At 36.7% G+C, this 20061-nt stretch carries 6 protein-coding genes and 2 rRNA genes; all 8 read right to left on the minus strand.

Features of this window, described 5'->3' with window-relative positions; genetic code table 11:
- Window positions 1-5: 5 nt before the first annotated feature.
- The 8 genes from ABWH96_RS19090 to ABWH96_RS19125 all read right to left on the minus strand — a co-directional run bounded on the left by ABWH96_RS19090 (window position 6) and on the right by ABWH96_RS19125 (window position 19986).
- Window positions 6-1499 (minus strand): SprB repeat-containing protein, encoded by a 1494-nt coding sequence (locus ABWH96_RS19090; RefSeq protein WP_375579097.1) that lies wholly within the window; start codon window positions 1497-1499, stop codon window positions 6-8.
- Window positions 1460-8545 carry a hypothetical protein gene (locus ABWH96_RS19095; protein WP_375579098.1) on the minus strand — a complete coding sequence of 2362 codons (7086 nt, stop codon included), beginning with the start codon at window positions 8543-8545 and terminating at the stop codon, window positions 1460-1462. The genes ABWH96_RS19090 and ABWH96_RS19095 overlap by 40 nt, the downstream gene beginning before the upstream one ends.
- Window positions 8546-9763, minus strand: coding sequence for a fibronectin type III domain-containing protein (locus ABWH96_RS19100; protein WP_375579099.1), 1218 nt, complete (start codon window positions 9761-9763; stop codon window positions 8546-8548).
- On the minus strand, window positions 9753-10529 hold the full coding sequence (locus tag ABWH96_RS19105) for a hypothetical protein (RefSeq protein WP_375579100.1): 777 nt from the start codon (window positions 10527-10529) through the stop codon (window positions 9753-9755). Before ABWH96_RS19105 ends, ABWH96_RS19100 begins: the two co-directional genes overlap by 11 nt.
- Window positions 10526-15196, minus strand: coding sequence for a hypothetical protein (locus ABWH96_RS19110; RefSeq protein ID WP_375579101.1), 4671 nt, complete (start codon window positions 15194-15196; stop codon window positions 10526-10528). Before ABWH96_RS19110 ends, ABWH96_RS19105 begins: the two co-directional genes overlap by 4 nt.
- Window positions 15197-15483: 287 nt before the next feature.
- Window positions 15484-16248: a DNA-methyltransferase gene (locus ABWH96_RS19115; RefSeq protein ID WP_375579102.1), complete on the minus strand. Its 765-nt coding sequence runs from the start codon at window positions 16246-16248 to the stop codon at window positions 15484-15486.
- Between the two features lie 566 nt (window positions 16249-16814).
- A 5S ribosomal RNA gene (gene rrf, locus ABWH96_RS19120) occupies window positions 16815-16926 on the minus strand.
- Between the two features lie 163 nt (window positions 16927-17089).
- Window positions 17090-19986, minus strand: a 23S ribosomal RNA gene (locus ABWH96_RS19125).
- Window positions 19987-20061 lie beyond the last annotated feature (75 nt).

Below are 20061 nucleotides of genomic sequence, written 5' to 3' on the forward strand. Positions count from 1 at the left end.
CACTTTTATAGTTTTTCTGATATCATCACGACAAAGGCTAATATGGCCCTCATACCAACTTCAAAATCACCAGTCTGAGTGAAAATCACTTCTTGATATGTTTCATTTTGAGAAACCACATAAATATCCGGGTTATCACGGTTATCCCAATGAACAGAATCAGGAACTGGCCAGCTGACATCTACAATGATAACAGTATCCCCTACTATGGCATCTGAAGTCAGTAAGAAATCAGAATCTATTAAATCATCGTCTTTATAGACTTCAAAAGTATAATCATCTGTACAACCATCTGAATTGGTAGTATATAAAGTATAAGTTCCTTCTTGATTTATTTCTGCTTCTCTATTATCAGATGAAAAACCATTGTTTGCAGTCCATTGGTAACTTTCCCATTTTTCGCCACCGTCTAAAATCAAACTTCCACTTCCGCATAAATAAACTTCTTCTGGAAGTCCTTCTATGTTGATTTTTTCTGGGTCTTCCAATTCAATTTTATCTGAATAAGAACAGCCGTTCTCATCAAAAATAGTGTAGAGGTGCTCACCCGCCATCAAATCATTCCTTTGAAACAATGTGTCCCCATCATGCCACTCAATTGAATAATCTCCCGCTCCTCCTGTAGGAATAATTTCTGCAAAACCAGTTGGCTCTTGATAGCAAATTGGGTTTTCAGTAATTTCCTCTGAAACCCGTATGATGCTTGGCTGATTTAAAGAAATAGATGTTGAAAATTCACAACCTTTTGCATCCTCAATATTAATTGAATAATTACCAGCTGTTAAACTATCCAGTGTATTTCCTGTGGTTCCATCTTCCCACTTTATTTCATAAGGTTTATTACCACCGCTAATTTCTACCGTTAATTGCCCATCCGTTCCTCCATTACAAGAAGGCTGTTGTTTATTTACAGCTATATCAAGTGGTGATGGTTCAGGCACTACAATTTGTTGAGAACTCTCGCATCCATTTGAATCAATCACGCTTACAAAATAGGTACCCGTAACAAGATTACTTCTATTATTACTCGTTACATTATCATTCCAATTTACAGTGTAACCACCAACTCCACCTGAAATATCCAGATCTATAACACCATCTGAATTTCCAAAACAACTTACGGGACTAACCTCATAATCAATGGTAATAGTTTCCGGTTGAGTGATCACAAATTCTTTAGTTAAAGAACATCCATTATCATCTTGTATAGTTATTTGATAAATACCATCTTTTAAACTAGAGCGATTCTTATTTATAAATCCATCATCCCATTGGTATTGATAATTTCCACTTCCACCTTGAACATCAAAAGAGATGCTACCATTAGACTCACCATAACAAAGTGGGTTTTGGAGGTTTAAATTAATAACTTCCAATGGAGCTGGGGTTCCTACAGCAATGGTATCCTGAATTGCACAGTTATTATTATCTGTAATGCTATATACGTAAAGTCCAGAAGTTAAATTTTGTCGCAGAAACCCTCTGGCCCATCTTCCCATTCCACATAAGGATTAGCTGCATTAAAAACGTTGTTAATTTCAATTTGTCCATCAGAAGCCCCAAAACAAGAAGGTTCTATAACCGTGTATTGAACATTGATATCTTTTTTCACAGGAACTACAATCTCAAATTCTCTTTCACATCCGTTGTCATCCTGAATGGAAACTAAATGAGAGCCTGATGCTAAATCACTTCTTGAAGCTTGCGTATTGCCATCTTCCCATAACACATCATATTCTCCGGATCCGCCAAAGATATTTAGATTTGCATAACCCGTTGCCTCACCTCTACAAATTGGCATCCCACTTTCTAATTGTATATCAATTGGATTTGGACCTGTTAAGGTAACTTCTTCATAAACAAAGCAATTAGTCCCATCATAAACCTTAACACTGTAATTACCTAACGCTAAACTGTCTGCAGTTTGTGTGGTATCTCCATTGGACCACTCATAGGTATAATTTCCTTTTCCACCTCCAACATTTACTGTTAAGCTACCATCATAAGAGTCCGAACATTGAGGTTCTATTTGTTCAAATGAAGCAATGAAAACTGGGTTTTCTGATTGAAGATTAAATGATTTAGAAGTTGAACAATCATTTGCATCGGTTACTAATACGGTATAATTTCCTGCTTTCAAATCAATAACTTCCGCTTGTGTTTGCTGTTCAGGATCGTTCCATAAATAGGAATAAGGTGGCACCCCACCACTAACATTTATTTGAATGGAGCCATCATTACTATTTGGGCAACTATTTGATATTATTGACTGTGTTTGAATTAGAAGATCGCTGTCAATATTATCTAAAGTGAAAAATAAAGTATCAGTTTTACACTGACTTTGAGTCTCCGCATATACCCAATAATTTCCAGCAAATAAATTTTCTGCGTGAAAAGTATTTCCTATGCTAGGATTTGACCAAACATAATTTAAATCAGAAGACTCTGTGATCAGTATTTCTCCATTTGCATTTCCACAGCCAGGCATTTTTATAGATTCAACCTCAAGGTTTGGCTTTTGAAATGTGGCTAATTCTATAGAAATTTCCTTATTACAGCCGTCCGGATTCCTTAGAACCACTGAATAAATTCCAGCAGTTAAATTTTCCATTCTATTAGAAACCATGAAATGGTTAGGCCAATAGATTTCGAAATCATGATCTTGTTCTAAGAATTGAATTTCAATAACCCCATCATTTTCTAAGCAAGTAGGCTCCGTTTTAATAATTTCATAACCTGGAAATACATTAGGGTCATCCACTAAACTTACAGAGTCTGTCACTTTGCAGCCAAGAGCATCTTCTACAGTTAAAAAATAAAATCCTGCGGAAAGATTGGAAATTGAATCTAGATTTTCTTCCCCAGTAGACCATGTATAATTGTAATCTCCTGAACCTCCTGTAACCTCTGCTTTTATTAATCCATTTTCATTTTCACAACTTGGCCTTTTAACTTCAAAATCAATCGACAAATCTGATTTATCCGGTATATTAAAAGAGAATTCATGTGAACAGTCTGCAGAATCTATAATTTGTAATGAATACATCTCCCCTGCTGCTAATCCATTTGCAGAAAAATCATCCAGTGAGTTTAATGATTCAGGCCAAATAATCTCATAAGGAGATTTAAGGTTTTCGTATTCAAACCTTATATATCCATTCGCAATATTACATTCCGCTTCCCTATATTCTACCACATTAGTTTTTACCGGTAAAGGTTCTTTTATTTCAAATGATATGGATTGAGTACATTCTAGTGCATCAACAACTTCAATCTCATATTGACCTGGACTTAAACCAGACTTGGAATTCCCTGATTCAACCCCATTCCAATTTATAGTAAATGGTGGGCTTGCACCATTTACTGACACCTCAGCGAAACCATTATTTAAATTACAATAGGAATCTTTAAGGCTGTCAATAACAATTTCTATAGGGCTAACTTCAATCATGCTGATTTCAGAAGTAAAACTACATCCTAAAGAATCCTCCACCGTAACCCTATAATCACCCGTACCTACTGCATTAGGATCAATACTGTTTAACCAAGTGGTCAAATAAGGAGGAGTCCCCCCTTCTATATTGACATCTAGTTGACCATTATTTTGCCCACAAGTAGCTTCTGAAACTATATAAGGATTCAGTTGCAGTTTAGTAGGCTCAGTTATGGTAATGATAATCGTATCAGAACTGCAATTCCCCTTTTTATTCCACAAATTATATTGACCTGCAGCTAAGCCATTAAATAAGACAGAGTCCTGATGCTGAGATTCCAAATCGAAATCTATGCTATCATTCCACAGATAATAATCCATAATTTCGTATTGACCACTAACCTTTATGGAACCTGTGGCTTCTCCATTACAGTTGACATTCGATACTTCAATTACATCTATTACTGGTCTTTGATAATCAATAGAAAAGGAATCTGATACCTCACAACCTTTTGCATCCCATACTGTAATCTGATGATCACCATACTCTAGATTTTCATAAACTGAAAGTGTATTATATTCATCAATTTGAACAGAGTCTGGTATTAAGTTGTCTATCTGAACCTTATACTTTTGACTAATCCAGCCTCCTGAAAGATTAACTTGAAGCTTTAAAGGATCACTTGTTTCACAATTGTATGCTTGAGCGGTAATTGAATCTATTGCAAAAGGTTTAGAAGGTTGTGAAATCCCAATTTCTAGTGATTTTTGACTACAATCAATATTGCCATAAGTAACCTTAACATTATAACTTCCTCTTGATAAGTTTTCTATCTGATCAGAAGTTTCATTTTCAAGTAATTCACCATTTTTATACCATTCAAAGCTGAAATTCTCTGAATTTGTATTTTCACCGTAAGATGGATTAATTTTAATGCTACCATCATTTCCTCCGAAACAACTTACCTGTTCTACGTCAGCAGACAACATAACAGAATCTGTTCTCGCTATTTCTACATTATCAATAATTAAACAGCTACTCTGGTAAGAGTTCTCATAGTAGTTTTCATCTTTCAACCATATTTCGTAAAGCTGTCCTCCTGCTAAATCTGTAAATTGGTAGTTATAGTCTCCGGAATCAAGCTGGATCCAATTTTGTCCTTGATCAATCGATAGGGAGTGCCTGCCATCACCTCCAGATGTAGTAACATCTATAGCAGCATCTATTGTATTGCTACAAGTAGATTCAATCGGTTTTAAATTAACTATCTTAAGTGTATCTGTACGTTCCTTGAGGAAAATATCCTGACTAAATTCACAACTTACTTCATCATAAATTTTAACAGTGTATTGACCTGAAAATAGATTTTCAAATATATGTTCATTGGTATCTGATAAAATCAGAGAATCAATTAATGTTTTTGTAGAGTCATATAATTCAAAAGAATAGTTCTCTGCTGATCTTCCTCCCGTGGCGCGTACATGAATTTTTCCGGTACTATCTCCTAAACATAAAGGATAATCTGAATAAAGTATATCCGTTTTTAGCTGTGGTATATTTTTTATTTCTAATACGGAGTCTTTAATTGAACAGCTCGTATTATAATTAAAAGAGTTAGCATCATATACTTCTACTTTGTAAAAGCCGGCTGAATCGATATAAGTGGCGGAAGTTCCTCTTATACTATCCAGAACTATTGTACCCGCTTCATTATAAAATACCATCACATATTCATCATTCTCAAAAGGAATTCCTCCTGAAGGCGTAATCGTCAGTTCACCATCCAACGAATAAAAACAAGTGGGTTCATTCATTGTATAGTTGAAGTCCACCGAATCCTCGGGTTCCACCATATCGAAGTTTTCAAATCGAGTCATATATCTAAATCCTGAAGGATAATGACTGTTATCAGATTTATCTATCACTTGTATGTAATAGTTGCCTGCACTAACATTAGGGAAAACAACAGTATCTTCGCTTGAATTGATGGTTTGAGAAAAGTAAGTATTTTCACCTGATTTCAATTCTACAAAATGTGGATAAAGTCCCCCCGATGTTTGTACTTTAACAGTATCAGTACCATTCTTACAAGCAATATTTACCCCACCAGCATAGGAGGTATTTAAAGTAGTTTCAATCTTGATAGTGTCTGGCGCATTTAATTTAAATGGAAAGCTTTTTAGACATCCCAGCTGATCTTTAACTTCGACTCTGTAGTTTTTATGGGCCTGTAATAGACTATCGAACGCATAGATATCATTAGCGCCTTTGTCTACGCTTTCAGTAATCAAGGTATCAGCATCGGCATCAAACAGAGAATAAATATAGTTTTGACTACCATCTTCTAATGTCATTCCACCCATGGCTTTCATAAAGATTGTTCCTAAAGTATCTGCTGCATGCTTAAGATGATAATCACTGCTATCTTTATCTTTATACCAAACCTTAATTTTAGTTTCTACATCATCGAGCTTGAATTCATTTTCAACCTGTCTTAAGGTGAATGAATTTGAGTTATCCGCTTCAGAAAGTGTACAACCGTCTCCATCTGTACCTGTAATTCGATAAGTTGTAGCTATACTCCCTATAACATTTGCATTGTGAAGGACAATACTATCTGCATAAGTAATGTAGTCTCCATTATCTTCATCTAATTCTACGCCATTTTTAGTAATGGTAAAATCATCACTTACATTTCCAGTATTTGAATCAAAATTAATAGGCCAGGTGATTGATATCTTATCATCTTTGCATTGGACGTAATATTCACCATTAAGCTCTATGCCACCTTCAGCTTCATTTACTTTAGGGTTGGCCATGCTGGGTTGGTCGGGGATATTGAAGCTGATGGGGTCGGATAATATAGTACATGGAAATCCATCTTCTAATTGTAAAAAATATGTACTATTCCTTGCTGGCCCATAAAAAATAATTGAATCAGCATTTTCAATTATGTTTGGATCAGTTACAGGATCAAGATTTGCATCCAATAAAGTTCTTATCACAGTTCCTTCTTCATTTTGAAAACTGTATTTAAAAGTGGCTTCAGAATCATAACAAATAGGGTCTTTTATGATTTGCCGCTCAAATTGAAAATAATCACTTGGATTACTCATTTTCTCACTTAGGGTGATATCACCATGGCAGTCGGAAAGATTCGTACCTCCCGACTCGGTAACTTCCAAATAAACCACTTCATCTCCTGCAGACAATTCTTTCACTATCGTTCCTGAATAACTATAACTATTTTCATCTAGTGTTTCCCCATCATTTTTAACTATCACTGAGGTTATAGAAAAATTACTATTGTTTTCTCCATTAAAAGTGAAGTCGAAATAACCATCATCACCCCCAAAACAGGTTGGTGTACTTTCTGTAACTTTACTGATAATTATTGGATTGGGAGCTGTAATATTTACTGTTGCCCTATCGCTTCGTGTGTCACAACCATTATAATAAGCATCAATTATATATCTTCCAGCTCCAAGATTAGGAAATTCGTGCTGCTCATTTTCATTTTTTCCAGTCAACCACTCTGTTCCCTGATTGGAACCAGTAACCTTTGTCAATTTATATTTAACCAAACCGTTTTGGGTATCATTTGCTTTTACAAAAATAGAAGCATCTGTATCAGAAGAACAATTTAGATGTTTATCATTATCAAGAAGATCACTTGTCTTTGGATAACCAGAGGTAAAATCCACATTATGATAATTAATGGATATATTTCTTTCTTTGACAGCATCAGAATTACTCCACGAACAATCACTATACTTTGCCATAATAGTATAGTCACCATACCCAAGAGTTTTACTTAATTTTTCTGAGGAATTATAATCTGAAGTAACTATGGTAGTCCCATCAGCAGCATATATCCTGTAATCAAATTTAGCATTAGTATCACCACTTCTTTGTAACTGGTATTCCACCTTAGCTGTACTGTAGCTACAGTCCACCGTATAGCTAGTGCTGCTAAAATTAGATTTAGGAGTTACAGATGGGGGGTCTTTTATAATAAAAGTTTTTGCTTGAAAACAAAGATTTTCAGCGTCTTCTCCCTTATCCTTCCGAATAAGAGGTTCCAAAGTGATGTTATATGTATCTGCAGGCAGGTTCAAAGGCACTTTTGTAAATGTTTCTGCAGTAGCATTATATTTTTTTACCGAGTCAGAACTTGATAGAGAAAATCTATTGTTAGCATCCACTTCTACCTGAAAAGAGTCATCTGATCCAGATGGGCGATCAAGAAAAACTATAACAGAAGATGCACTACCTCTGGTAATTTCATATGTTACAGATCCATTTTCGCCTTCACATTGTGGATCGTATGTTGAAATCTTTTGAAATTCAGGTTCAACATAAAAATCCATCACAAATTCATCATCCTCATATTTGTCAATACAATTTTTATATCTGACCTCATTAAAAAAAGTAACTTTCACATGCATCTTATCAAATGAAGGTGTGAAATTATATTCACCCCCAACACTCAGTTGGTCCCAATCTTTTATTGTATGAATAGTTGCACCTCCATCAGTGGTATAAGTTAATCTTGTTTGAGCCCCACTAATCATAGGTGTAGTCTGAGTAACAATAATATTTTCATTCTCTACGCAAGCATATGATTTATCATTAGATGTATCATCAAATTTCCAATTTGCTAAATCTAATGGTGTTGAAGCATTCCCAAAAACATTAATATCCAAAGAACCATTTTTTTGTACTATATCTTCAGAAGTACAAAAAGAACCACCTCCCCCATCGTCTGCTGGCTGTATCTGATTAGTTGCCGTAAATGAAATTTGATGATCGCTTTTCGAAGGATCCCATGTGACTTTTACTGATGAAATACTTTCACCTGTAATAGTAGTATCATTATTAGCAGTAATAATTCCCCCTTCAACGTTCCAAGTATAAAAAAAAGAACATTCCTCATCACCTGTCTCAAAAATTACAGCATAATTTTCTTCATAGTTCCCGCATACTGAAGCAGATCCAATAATTTCTTCTTGAGATACAGTTGGCAAGGATGGATTACCAATTGATTGAGAAAAAATATTTTTGAATGAAAAAAAACCAAGAAAAACTAAAACTATTATTTTTAAACGCATCTAAATAAATATCACTTTAAAATTTTCTAACAACTTACTTCCCTTATCTATTTCAAGAATTCCTTCATTTATACTTACTTCTCTGATTAAATTCAAATATTGCTCAGTCTGATAATAAATTTTTACTTTTCGAACACTATTATTGCTTTTTTTATCCCAAACTATTTGAAAAGACTCCTCATTCTCAATTATTTGATATTCAATTTTACTTGATTTTTTTAACAAAACTCTATAGCTGTAAGGCTTCGATATTCCTTCATTTCCGGAATCATCCAGTGCTATCAATCGATATTTATACAAGCCTTCTTGCTCCACAAGATCAACAATACTAGACCCATCAGGATTAAATGATTTGATGAGCTCATACAATGCATTATCAATGCTACGATATAGTAAATATTGATAGACATCTTCACTACTGCTTATTACAAATTGAATTTTAAGGCTATCATTTGATTGATTTATTCCTTGAATAATAGGAGCTGAGGGAGGAATAATATCAGGCAATTCTACTTCAAAAGCGGTACTTAAATCGGAGGTATTTCCATTTAAATCAAAAGCGGCTATGTAAAAATAGCGTTCATTATTGATCAGTTCTAAATTCTCCGATAGTGTTAATGTAGTGTCTAATTTTTTTGCATCATATACCAGTGAAGGTTCTGCATTTAAGGTCTGTGCTTTGTATAATCTGTATCCTGCAATATCTTCCTCCTGATTTGCTGACCATGAGATTATTAGCAAGCTATCTTCTACATTATATTCTTTAAAACTAGGTGTTGCAGGAGGAATACTATCTATCAGTTGAAAAATATCAGGATAAGAATAACTTATTCTGTTTCCGGTACTTATCCCTATCCTATAGTACTTTTTGGAATTAGGATTATAATCTTTAAAATTGAAATCTTGATTAACACTATCAACTTCTACTAATTCGTAATTTCCTTCAGATTGAGTAGACTTTTCTAAAAATGAAGCTTTTATATATTCCGTATCACCAGATGCTGACCATTTTATAATATTAGCTCCTGCTTTAGTATGATAAATAGTATCAATTTGTGGAATAGGCGCTTTAAATTTAGGAAGCCTATCGATAGTCAAAGTATCGGAAGGCTTACTGACTTGGCCAAAGGAATTTCTTCCAAAAATTCTATAGGATACTTTACCCTCATACTTTGTAGTATCCACATAAGTATTAAATAAATTATCTTTAGCGGGCACCTTTCTTAAAATTTACAATAGGCAAAGCATTGACCTTTTTAAATCCTCCATTATTGAATGACCTCTCAATTATATAAGCAGAAAATACTTGACTGAACGGTTCGTTTAACCAACGAATTATAACTTGTCCATCTTTTTGAATGATAGATTCAACCCTGGGTTTTGGTAATGGGTCAAAATCTTTAGGACCAAAATAAACGGAGGCGGTATCCGCACTTATGATACTATCTGGAACATTGGCGTAAACTCTATACAAATAGCGTTCATTATCTTGCACTTTATGATCTTCATAATATAAACCCAGAAAATCTGCTACTTCTACAGACTGATCTGCAGCAAATAAGGAAAATGAAAATCGTGACTGTAGTTCTTTCGACTTATTTACAATTGAAAATATACCATTTTGGGTATCATTTAAGTCAATCCCATCTCCATATACTGATTGGGCTGCTATAGCCGCATAATCATTAATTTGCACAAAATCTTCCCATTCCTCTAAAGGTCTTGGTTTTTGGTCTTTAACTAAAATTTCCTTTTCAAGAGGAATGTCCAAAAGTTTACCATCTCTTTGATAATAGTATTTCTCAATGGTATAACCATAATTATTTGCTAGCTGCCATAATTGTACATTATCCGGAGCCCATCTCAACAACATCTTATGATTTATTGAATCATAACTAATACTTAATTGTACTGAAGGTATATTCTGGGTTAAAGCCGTATTGATTACCAAAAATAAAATCGATATAGTTAATAACCTTTTCATTCTTCTGATCCTACAGGACTATAAAAACTTAAATTAAAATTACTACTACCCTCAAAGCCTCCCGGAAGGATATACTTGAATTGTACTGGATAAAGCCCCTTTCTTATGATTGGCCAAGTAGAATTCAATAAATTTTCGATTCTAGAAGTTCTAGTACGATTACTGTAGTATGTCGAAGCTTTATTCCTCAATTCAGCATATTGCTTTTCTACATAATCAGGACTAAAATATTTAATTGAAAAATATTGGGATGTAGAAAAAAATGTCTGTCCAAATTTATTTGACTGACTAACTTTTAATTCCGTATCAGGCTGACTTACATAAAATGCAGTGGATGGAGGTACTCCATAGGTCAAATGTTCTGTTTCCTCAATCTGCCCTGTGGGAAAATAAGGATAGCTATTATATAAAAGTGGCCCTAGGTGATTTTCGTACCACACATTATCATTAAAATCAGCTTTTATAAATAATAAAGGATCAAAATTAGAGCCTCCTGAAATCTCGTTTCTCCCAAATTGTTCTTTACCATTTTCGATATCAAGAGATAATTCGTGAACACCTGCTCTAATGATAACTCTCGATCCTGATGTAACAGCATAATCATCAGAATAAAATTTTTCCTCTAATGTATTATACTTACTAGTTCTAAAATAAAAGGAATAAATCTGCTCCTCAGATAAAGCTTCTATACTTCCCTCTGCCTCTTGAGTTTGAACTTCAAAATTGATTTCTTTCTCTTCCATCTCTGTTGTGGTAGATGTCTTAACTTGATCTACGTTACTATCTACTTCAACATTGTCCTGACTAGGTACTCTTAACAATTGAAAGTGGTAAATTTTATCATTATCTAGGGGATCCAGATCAAATCGTACTTCTTGCGTATTGTCATTGTAGGTAAAAGCTGTCCTCACAGATTCTCCTGATTTATCGGTGAAAGCAGCTTTCAAATCCCATCTACCTTCTTTTTCAAAAGGTCTAGTTAAACCTGCATCAGTTAGTTTAATATAGCCTTGATCAGCCTCATCCTGATAAAAGTTCACCATCCCTTCAATAGGGTACGAATATTCTACCATTTCCTTAGGAATATAATCAGGTTGTAATCCTGAGGTAAAAGAATATTTAAGCGATTCCGTTACCTCCTTACCATCTTCTTTGTAAGTAGTCCATACTCCATTCTTTTTCTCCTCAAAGTGAATTTTCACCTCTAAATCAAGATCCACCTCAGAAGGTAAAACTATATTAGGATCTAATACAAAAACATTTTTCTCATTATTAAAAGTAACATCAGCATCTATTTCAGAACTTCCCTGTTTAAGTTTAAAATAATCTAGCTTCACTCTATAAGAAATGGGATTTCTTTCAAAATCTAAAATTTCAAATTCTTTTTCTACTGGAATATTAAAAATAGCCTGTGGAGAAGTGAAAACATCTACTTCCTTTGTACCACTTGCAGGAGTTAATTCCGCTATTATGTTCATATCTTCCAAAGGACTTTCCCCAGTTGATTGCATCTCACACTTTTCACCAATTACGACTTCAAAATCAAAGCTTCCTTCTACTAAACCATCCAAAACACTAAAAGTACCGGCAGCGTCCCCTCTCATCCAAAATGGGTTGGGTCCCTCAACCTGCATTAAAGCTGCTAAGGCACCATGAAAGATCTCAACCTCTTTTTTGATAAATTTCAGGTTTACTTTCATCCCTATTGTTGCCCACAAACCAAAATAAGCTTGACCTTGGGCATACCAACCATTGATTCCTACTAAATCAGTTTCTCCTTTACATACTGCTTCATACCTCGAAAGATTTATATCAAAGCCAGCCATAGCCTCAAACCTTCCATAAAACATAAGATACTGTTGATTTCCTGTATCCACTGTGAAATTTGCTCCAAATGCAAAGCCTTGTCCAGAACTGAAATTAGCATTTTCAAAATTAGTTGCCTGTAATGTTTCATTCTTTGCTCTTTGGTCTTCAGTTAAAGTTTCAAGAATTTTTCTGGGAGGTGGAGGTAATGGTGGAATATCATGTCCAATCATGAAATAGGTATTGGCTTTCGCTAAACCTAAAAATTGAATTCCAATAGGATTTGTTGGCTTTCCAATATGGATATACCAATAATTTTTCTCAAAATGGATAATTGACCTACCTGCTAAATAGCCAGGGTTACTTCCTGTAACCATTCCCCCTGCCGCATTTACATATACATCTATTACACCATGAAAACTTTTATTGACATTATCAAATAATAAACGAACGTCCCCTCTAAATGCAGAACCTGGTTCAGAGTTTATTGATTCTTGATTTGAGACTTTAGAAGCCAGATTCTTTATCACGTCAGGTCCTGTGTTAAATTCACCTGTCATCATTTCAACACTACCATTAAAAGCTATTTGGTTGACCCCCCCGCTTGAGTTAAAAGCTATACTAAATTCTGCATTTCCATTTGCTGTTGTTTCAGCCTCTTGTATACTAAATCTAACTGATGCTTTGAGTCCTAAGTGATATGTATCATCGGGGATATAAATAATTCCAGAAGAAGACTTACCTAAGGCAGACCCAAGATTTTCATTTAAGCCTTTTTGCCTCATATGATAATAGGCACCACCACCAATACCATTTACTGCAAATGGGGCAATTATAGGTGCGCCACCAGGAAATGTCATCATTGCATCCACGTACCAGTATCTGAATCCATCAACCGAGCCAAACAACCCTGTTGCTTGTACAGCGATATCGCCAAACTTGGCATTTAAGGTACCTTTAAATCCGTCCCCATAAGTATAGTCTCCTTCATAAAATATTAATTCTCCGCTAAATGAAAATCCTTCTCGTTTAACATCTAAAGATATCTTTGATAACTCAAACCCATCATATTCATAAAACACATTGTTTTCTACGCGATTTTGTTTTGACCAAATTGTAAACCCAGCCCCAGCACCAAATCCACTGTCATCTGCATCCACTAAATTAACTGTGATGTCTGCAAAAATTCCAACTCTATCATTTTCAGTTCTTAATGCAATCTCATTTATACCAATTGGAAAACCTCCAGCTTTATTTTGCTCTTGCTCAGGCCGGAATCCAAAATACTGAGCATCTATGTAAGGGGATTCAGTCTGTAAAACCAAAGACTCAAAAATCAAACCATTCACTTCTGCCCCTTTTTTATCCGAACTGGTGGTTGGTTTCAAATCCATATTACCATGCAAAACAGCTCTAGGTTTAAATTTTCCGCCAATTACCTTAAGTTCTATTAAAGAATTTGATTCGAGATTTAAATCTGCCTTAAAAACATTAAATTTAGCGGTACTCTGTAATTCAGCTATCAAATTATAATTACCAGTATTATTGAAAGTTCCTGTGTAAAAAAGCGGTTCTTCAGTTTCTAGAGAAGGGACTTCTATCTCACCTCCAATATTTCCAGCTATAAATTCATTCTTGAAAATTTCGACACTTATTTCTTCTACTGATAATTTCCATGAATCGGCATTCCCTTCATTTAAACCAATTATATTCCTTGCTCCAATCAGACCTGATAATCCGTATTCATCAATGATGAGATCATACGCATATAAGGAAGTTCTACCCGTTTGGTTCTTTTTATTAAATTCTTCGGGAAGTGTCACCGTTAATTCTCGAAAATAGAAACCTCTCCACAGTGATTCTCCACCATCAACAAAATATGGAGATTCATAAGCTGTCGGAAAAGTCATACTACTTGCGTTCTGACTATCAGAAAAATCAAATACTGCATTTTTCACTTCAAAAGACCACCCATCAAGTCCAGTTAATTGAAATCTAGGTAAACTTACATCCACAATTATATCATTCCAATCAGATACTTGGGTCACGAAACGGGAAGTAACTCTATCATCCGAAATACTACCATCTTGATTCTCTTTTACTATAAAATCTTTTGAAAATGTTATACCGGCATCGATTGATAACTCCCGAAAGCCATAGCAATCAAATTCCGCATATGTATTACCAGGATTGATTGGATCACCACCAAATAAGGTCAACAGAATCTTTTGATCATTAGGATCCCCTGCAAAAGAAATATTATTGTTACCTAATAATTCTACTCTACCAACTCCTGAGATGCCCCCTTCAGCGGAGAATTCTATTCCTCTACCCATAAAAGTTAATGTGGTCTCAGATGGTAGTTCAATGGTTAAATACGCATCAATAAATGCGGAATTATCAGCTAGGCGTATTTTACTAAACATCACAGTGTATGAAAGCCCACCTATTGTTTTTTGAACTCCGACAGGAAGTTGAAAAGATTGACCTAAAGATAAATAATCAATGAAACGATTTTCTTCCTCAATTGTAGCCATCATTTCAGAAGCTTCATTTTTATGATAATTTATTGAATCGGCATTCATAAATGAATCGAATGACAACTCATTAAAATTCAATCGATCATCAATTAAAGAATTATCTAATTGGGGTTCATCATCAAAAGTTCTGAAAGTTCTGAAATTAGTTAGATTTACAGATCTAATTTCAATATCCGGAATTGTTATAGAATTAGTTGAATTTCGTAAACCTACAGATTCTATAGAAATAGGAGATAATGGCTTTAATGAATAATTAATATTATTACCATAAACCAAATAAATGTGAAAAAAAATAAAGAAGAGAAATGTAAAAAAACGCAATAACTTTGGGTTTTGATTAAAACAAATTATAACCTCCGAAAATACATAAGTACTAAAAAACAAAACTATTATTCTGTATCCTAATTACCAAAATAATTATGTTAAATTTTTAATTATTAATATTTATTACAAATTTTCAAGTCTAAGTATATCATTAATAGTAGAAACCATATAAAGAACAGATCCAAGAGAACAACTAAATAACATTTAAAGAGTAAGTAAAGTATATACAAATAGCTCTAGCTAATAATGATATTTATATTATCCTTTAACATCCCCTATGTATTTCATAAGCCTTCTTTCAGCCAAATCGCAATAAACAGAAGAAATTTCACTCCAATATAATTTCGATTAGTTAAGAGCGCCATTTTTGCTGTGGTGCCACTGCCCATAAAGCAATCATATACAATATCATTTGACTTACTCCAGCTTACTATATGATCCTTGGCTAAGTTTTCTGGAAAAATGGCAGGATGTTCAAAAGCCTCAGGATCTTTGGAGCTGTGTCCTTTACCAACAGTATATTCCCAAACATTGGTTCTCCTGCCAAACTCACCATATCCGCCTCTCGCTACTTTCTTAAGTTTGCCATTCACCAATCTTTTGGTTCCATTATCGCCATTACGGCTTTCCTTATTTTTCCTGTCCTTAATTAGATTTATCGTTTTTGGAGCTCCTTTGGTAAACACAAACATATATTCAAATCCCTGCCAATATATTCGATTATTACCACTAGCGCCTTTAGGAGGTTTTTTGAAAATCATGGTATCCATTAATCTAAAACCTTTACCCATAAAAGTTAAGGCTTGCTTAAAGCTTGTCCCTGATTCACTACCATTGCTAGTTTTATCTGCCACAACCCAAACCACCACTCCACCTTTCCTTGTGACTCTAAACAATTCCTCTGCTACTTTCTCAACATCAAAGGAATATTCGTGATAGTCTCTCATATCATCATAAGGAGGAGAAGTAAGGGTCAGATCAACAAAACAATCCTTCATTCTTCCCATAGTGATTAAGCAGTCTTCATTGTATATTTTATTGAGTTGCATTTAAGATAGTGGTTGATTTAAACTTTAAAACACAAGATAATTACTTTAAAAATATTTGAAAAATTCCCTATTAAATAGGGGTTATTAGGCAATTACTCGAGAATAATAAATCTATTAGAAAATCAGGAGCAAATGACAATCTTTTGTGCAATTTAATTTTAGAATCTTATCGTAATACAATCGACATAACCTGTTTTATGCATTCCTATAAATCCAAAAACTCAATAGGCTATAGCCGGAAAATCTATTTTAGCCCACGAATGAATTCGTGGGTTAGAATCCGTGCACAACGCTAACCTAATGGATTTATCCATTTTCATGCGATGCCTGTTCAAGGTTGGAAACCATCAATCAAACCGTTAAAACGGTTTGGGTTATATTCACATTCTATTACACCACGGTTAAAACCGTGGCTTTTGGCAGATTGAAATAGTTGAGATAATAATATGGTAAGATCAACTTTAATTGGATTGGATTAGGGACTTTACAGGGTTTATAATGAGAAGCTTTAAAAATATAGACACAAAAAAACCCTGACAGTTTTCACTATCAGGGTTGTAAATAAAAGTTGGCAACGACTTACTCTCCCACCTTTTACGGCAGTACCATCAGCGCTGGTGGGCTTAACTTCTCTGTTCGGAATGGGAAGAGGTGTACCCCACCGCCATAGTCACCATAAAGTCTTGTCCAACCTAGCCTTGGCGAAGGCGGACTTAATTATTTTGACCACTTATCCCGATTGATCGGGAGGGTGTATCAGTATTTTATAATTAATCCGATCTTTTTCGGATTAATCAACATGTTAAAGTGAAAGAGTCTTAAAGTAAACACAAGACTGTTGAACGGAAAGCTACGGATAATTAGTACTGCTCGGCTATGACATCACTGCCTTTACACCTGCAGCCTATCAACCCCATCATCTATAGGGTTCCTTTAAAGAAGTCTCATCTTGAGGCGGGTTTCGCGCTTAGATGCTTTCAGCGCTTATCCCTTCCAAACATAGCTACCCAGCGATGCACCTGGCGGCACAACTGGTACACCAGCGGTTTGTCCAATCCGGTCCTCTCGTACTAAGATCAGGTCCTCTCAAACTTCTAGCGCCCACAACAGATAGAGACCGAACTGTCTCACGACGTTCTGAACCCAGCTCGCGTGCCACTTTAATGGGCGAACAGCCCAACCCTTGGGACCTTCTCCAGCCCCAGGATGTGACGAGCCGACATCGAGGTGCCAAACCTCCCCGTCGATGTGAGCTCTTGGGGGAGATCAGCCTGTTATCCCCAGAGTACCTTTTATCCTTTGAGCGATGGCCCTTCCATGCGGAACCACCGGATCACTATATCCGTCTTTCGACCCTGATCGACTTGTAGGTCTCACAGTCAAGCTCCCTTATGCTATTGCGCTCTACGCACGGTTACCAAGCGTGCTGAGGGAACCTTTGAAAGCCTCCGTTACTCTTTTGGAGGCGACCACCCCAGTCAAACTACCCACCACACAATGTCTCCCGCTACGCGGGATTAGGCATCAGATAAAATAAGGGTGGTATTTCAACAACGACTCCACCATGCCTGGCGACACAGCTTCGAAGTCTCCCACCTATCCTACACATATTTTACCCAATGTCAATGTGAAGCTATAGTAAAGGTTCATGGGGTCTTTTCGTCCCGTTGCGGGTAAGCGGCATCTTCACCGCTACTACAATTTCACCGAGCTCGTGGCCGAGACAGTGCCCAGATCGTTACACCATTCGTGCAGGTCGGAACTTACCCGACAAGGAATTTCGCTACCTTAGGACCGTTATAGTTACGGCCGCCGTTTACTGGGGCTTCAGTTCAACGCTTCGCACCGAAGTACTAACGTCCCCCCTTAACCTTCCAGCACCGGGCAGGTGTCAGGCCTTATACTTCATCTTTCGATTTCGCAAAGCCATGTGTTTTTGTTAAACAGTCGCCTGGGCCTCTTCACTGCGGCCTCGTTATCACTAACGAGGCGCCCCTTCTCCCGAAGTTACAGGGCCATTTTGCCTAGTTCCTTAGCCACGGATCACTCGAGCACCTTAGGATTCTCTCCTTGACTACCTGTGTCGGTTTGCGGTACAGGTACCTTATACATATGTTTAGAGGGTTTTCTTGGAAGTCTGATTAGGTCCGCTATCCACGCTGCCGAAGCGTTGTGGTACTATCAGGTTCAGCTAGTCTTGCGGATTTTCCTACAAGTCCATTACCTACACCCTTCAACGTACTATTCCGTCAGTACGCGGGACTTTCACTACTCCGTCACCCCATCACTCTATAAGGTAGTACAGGAATATTAACCTGTTGTCCATCGACTACGCCTCTCGGCTTCGCCTTAGGCCCTGACTAACCCTCAGCTGATTAGCATTGCTGAGGAAACCTTAGTCTATTGGTGTGCTAGTTTCTCACTAGCATTATCGTTACTTATGCCTACATTTGCTTTTCCATCCGCTCCAGCATGGCTGACGCCACACCTTCACCGCAAATGGAATGCTCCCCTACCTCTTACTGTTGCCAGCAAGACCATAGCTTCGGTTGTATGTTTGATGCCCGATCATTATCGATGCTCTGTCGCTCGACCAGTGAGCTGTTACGCACTCTTTAAATGAATGGCTGCTTCCAAGCCAACATCCTGGCTGTCTAAGCAACTGAACCGCCTTAGTTCAACTTAACATACAATTGGGGACCTTAGCTGATGGTCCGGGTTCTTTCCCTCTCGGATCAGGCACCTTAGCACCCTGACCCTCACTCCCGGGATAATTTGATAGCATTCGGAGTTCATCAGGATTTGGTAGGATTTGACTCCCCCTAGTCCTATTGGTAGCTCTACCTCTATCAAACATCTCCCGAGGCTGTTCCTAAAAACATTTCGGGGAGTACGAGCTATTTCCCAGTTTGATTGGCCTTTCACCCCTACCCACAGTTCATCCAAAGACTTTTCAACGTCAACTGGTTCGGGCCTCCATTCCGTGTTACCGGAACTTCACCCTGACCATGGGTAGATCACAAGGTTTCGCGTCTACTTCCCCTGACTATGGCGCCCTATTCAGACTCGCTTTCGCTTCGGCTCCTCCCGTCAACGGGATTAACCTTGCCAAGAAAAGTAACTCGTAGGCTCATTATGCAAAAGGCACGCCGTCATCCAACGAATGGACTCCGACCGCTTGTAAGCGTATGGTTTCAGGTTCTATTTCACCCCGTTATTCACGGTACTTTTCACCTTTCCTTCACAGTACTTGTTCGCTATCGGTCTCTCAGTAGTATTTAGCCTTACCGGATGGTGCCGGCAGATTCAAACGGGATTTCTCCGGTCCCGCCCTACTCAGGATACTGCTAGGTATATACAACTTTCCTTTACGGGGCTCTCACCCTCTATGGCTCGGTTTCCCAACCGATTCATGTTCATTGTATAAGTCCACATTGCAGTCCTACAACCCCACGCCAGCCTTAACTGATGTGGTTTGGGCTACTCCGCGTTCGCTCGCCACTACTTGCGGAATCACTATTGTTTTCTCTTCCTCCGGGTACTTAGATGTTTCAGTTCTCCGGGTTAGCCTATCTAATAAATTAGATATAATACATCTTCAATGTACTGGGTTGTCCCATTCGGAAATCTACGGATCAATTTGTATGTGCCAATCCCCGTAGCTTATCGCAGCTTATCACGTCCTTCTTCGCCTCTGAGAGCCAAGGCATTCACCATACGCCCTTATTTACTTTCTCGTATCTCTTATGTTTACCTTAATTCTACTCTTTCACAACATGTCAATGAACTTGTGCTTTGCCTGTATCCGCTCGA

The organism is Marivirga tractuosa (assembly GCF_042140215.1).
Classification (GTDB): Bacteria; Bacteroidota; Bacteroidia; order Cytophagales; family Cyclobacteriaceae; genus Marivirga; species Marivirga tractuosa_A.

What these genes read in the sequence shown, in the direction of transcription:
- ABWH96_RS19090 (WP_375579097.1), bottom strand. Translation starts at nt 1,499, where the DNA reads ATGGGAAGATGGGCCAGAGGGTTTCTGCGACAAAATTTAACTTCTGGA.
- ABWH96_RS19115 (WP_375579102.1), bottom strand. Translation starts at nt 16,248, where the DNA reads ATGCAACTCAATAAAATATACAATGAAGACTGCTTAATCACTATGGGA.
- ABWH96_RS19105 (WP_375579100.1), bottom strand. Translation starts at nt 10,529, where the DNA reads ATGAAAAGGTTATTAACTATATCGATTTTATTTTTGGTAATCAATACG.
- ABWH96_RS19095 (WP_375579098.1), bottom strand. Translation starts at nt 8,545, where the DNA reads ATGCGTTTAAAAATAATAGTTTTAGTTTTTCTTGGTTTTTTTTCATTC.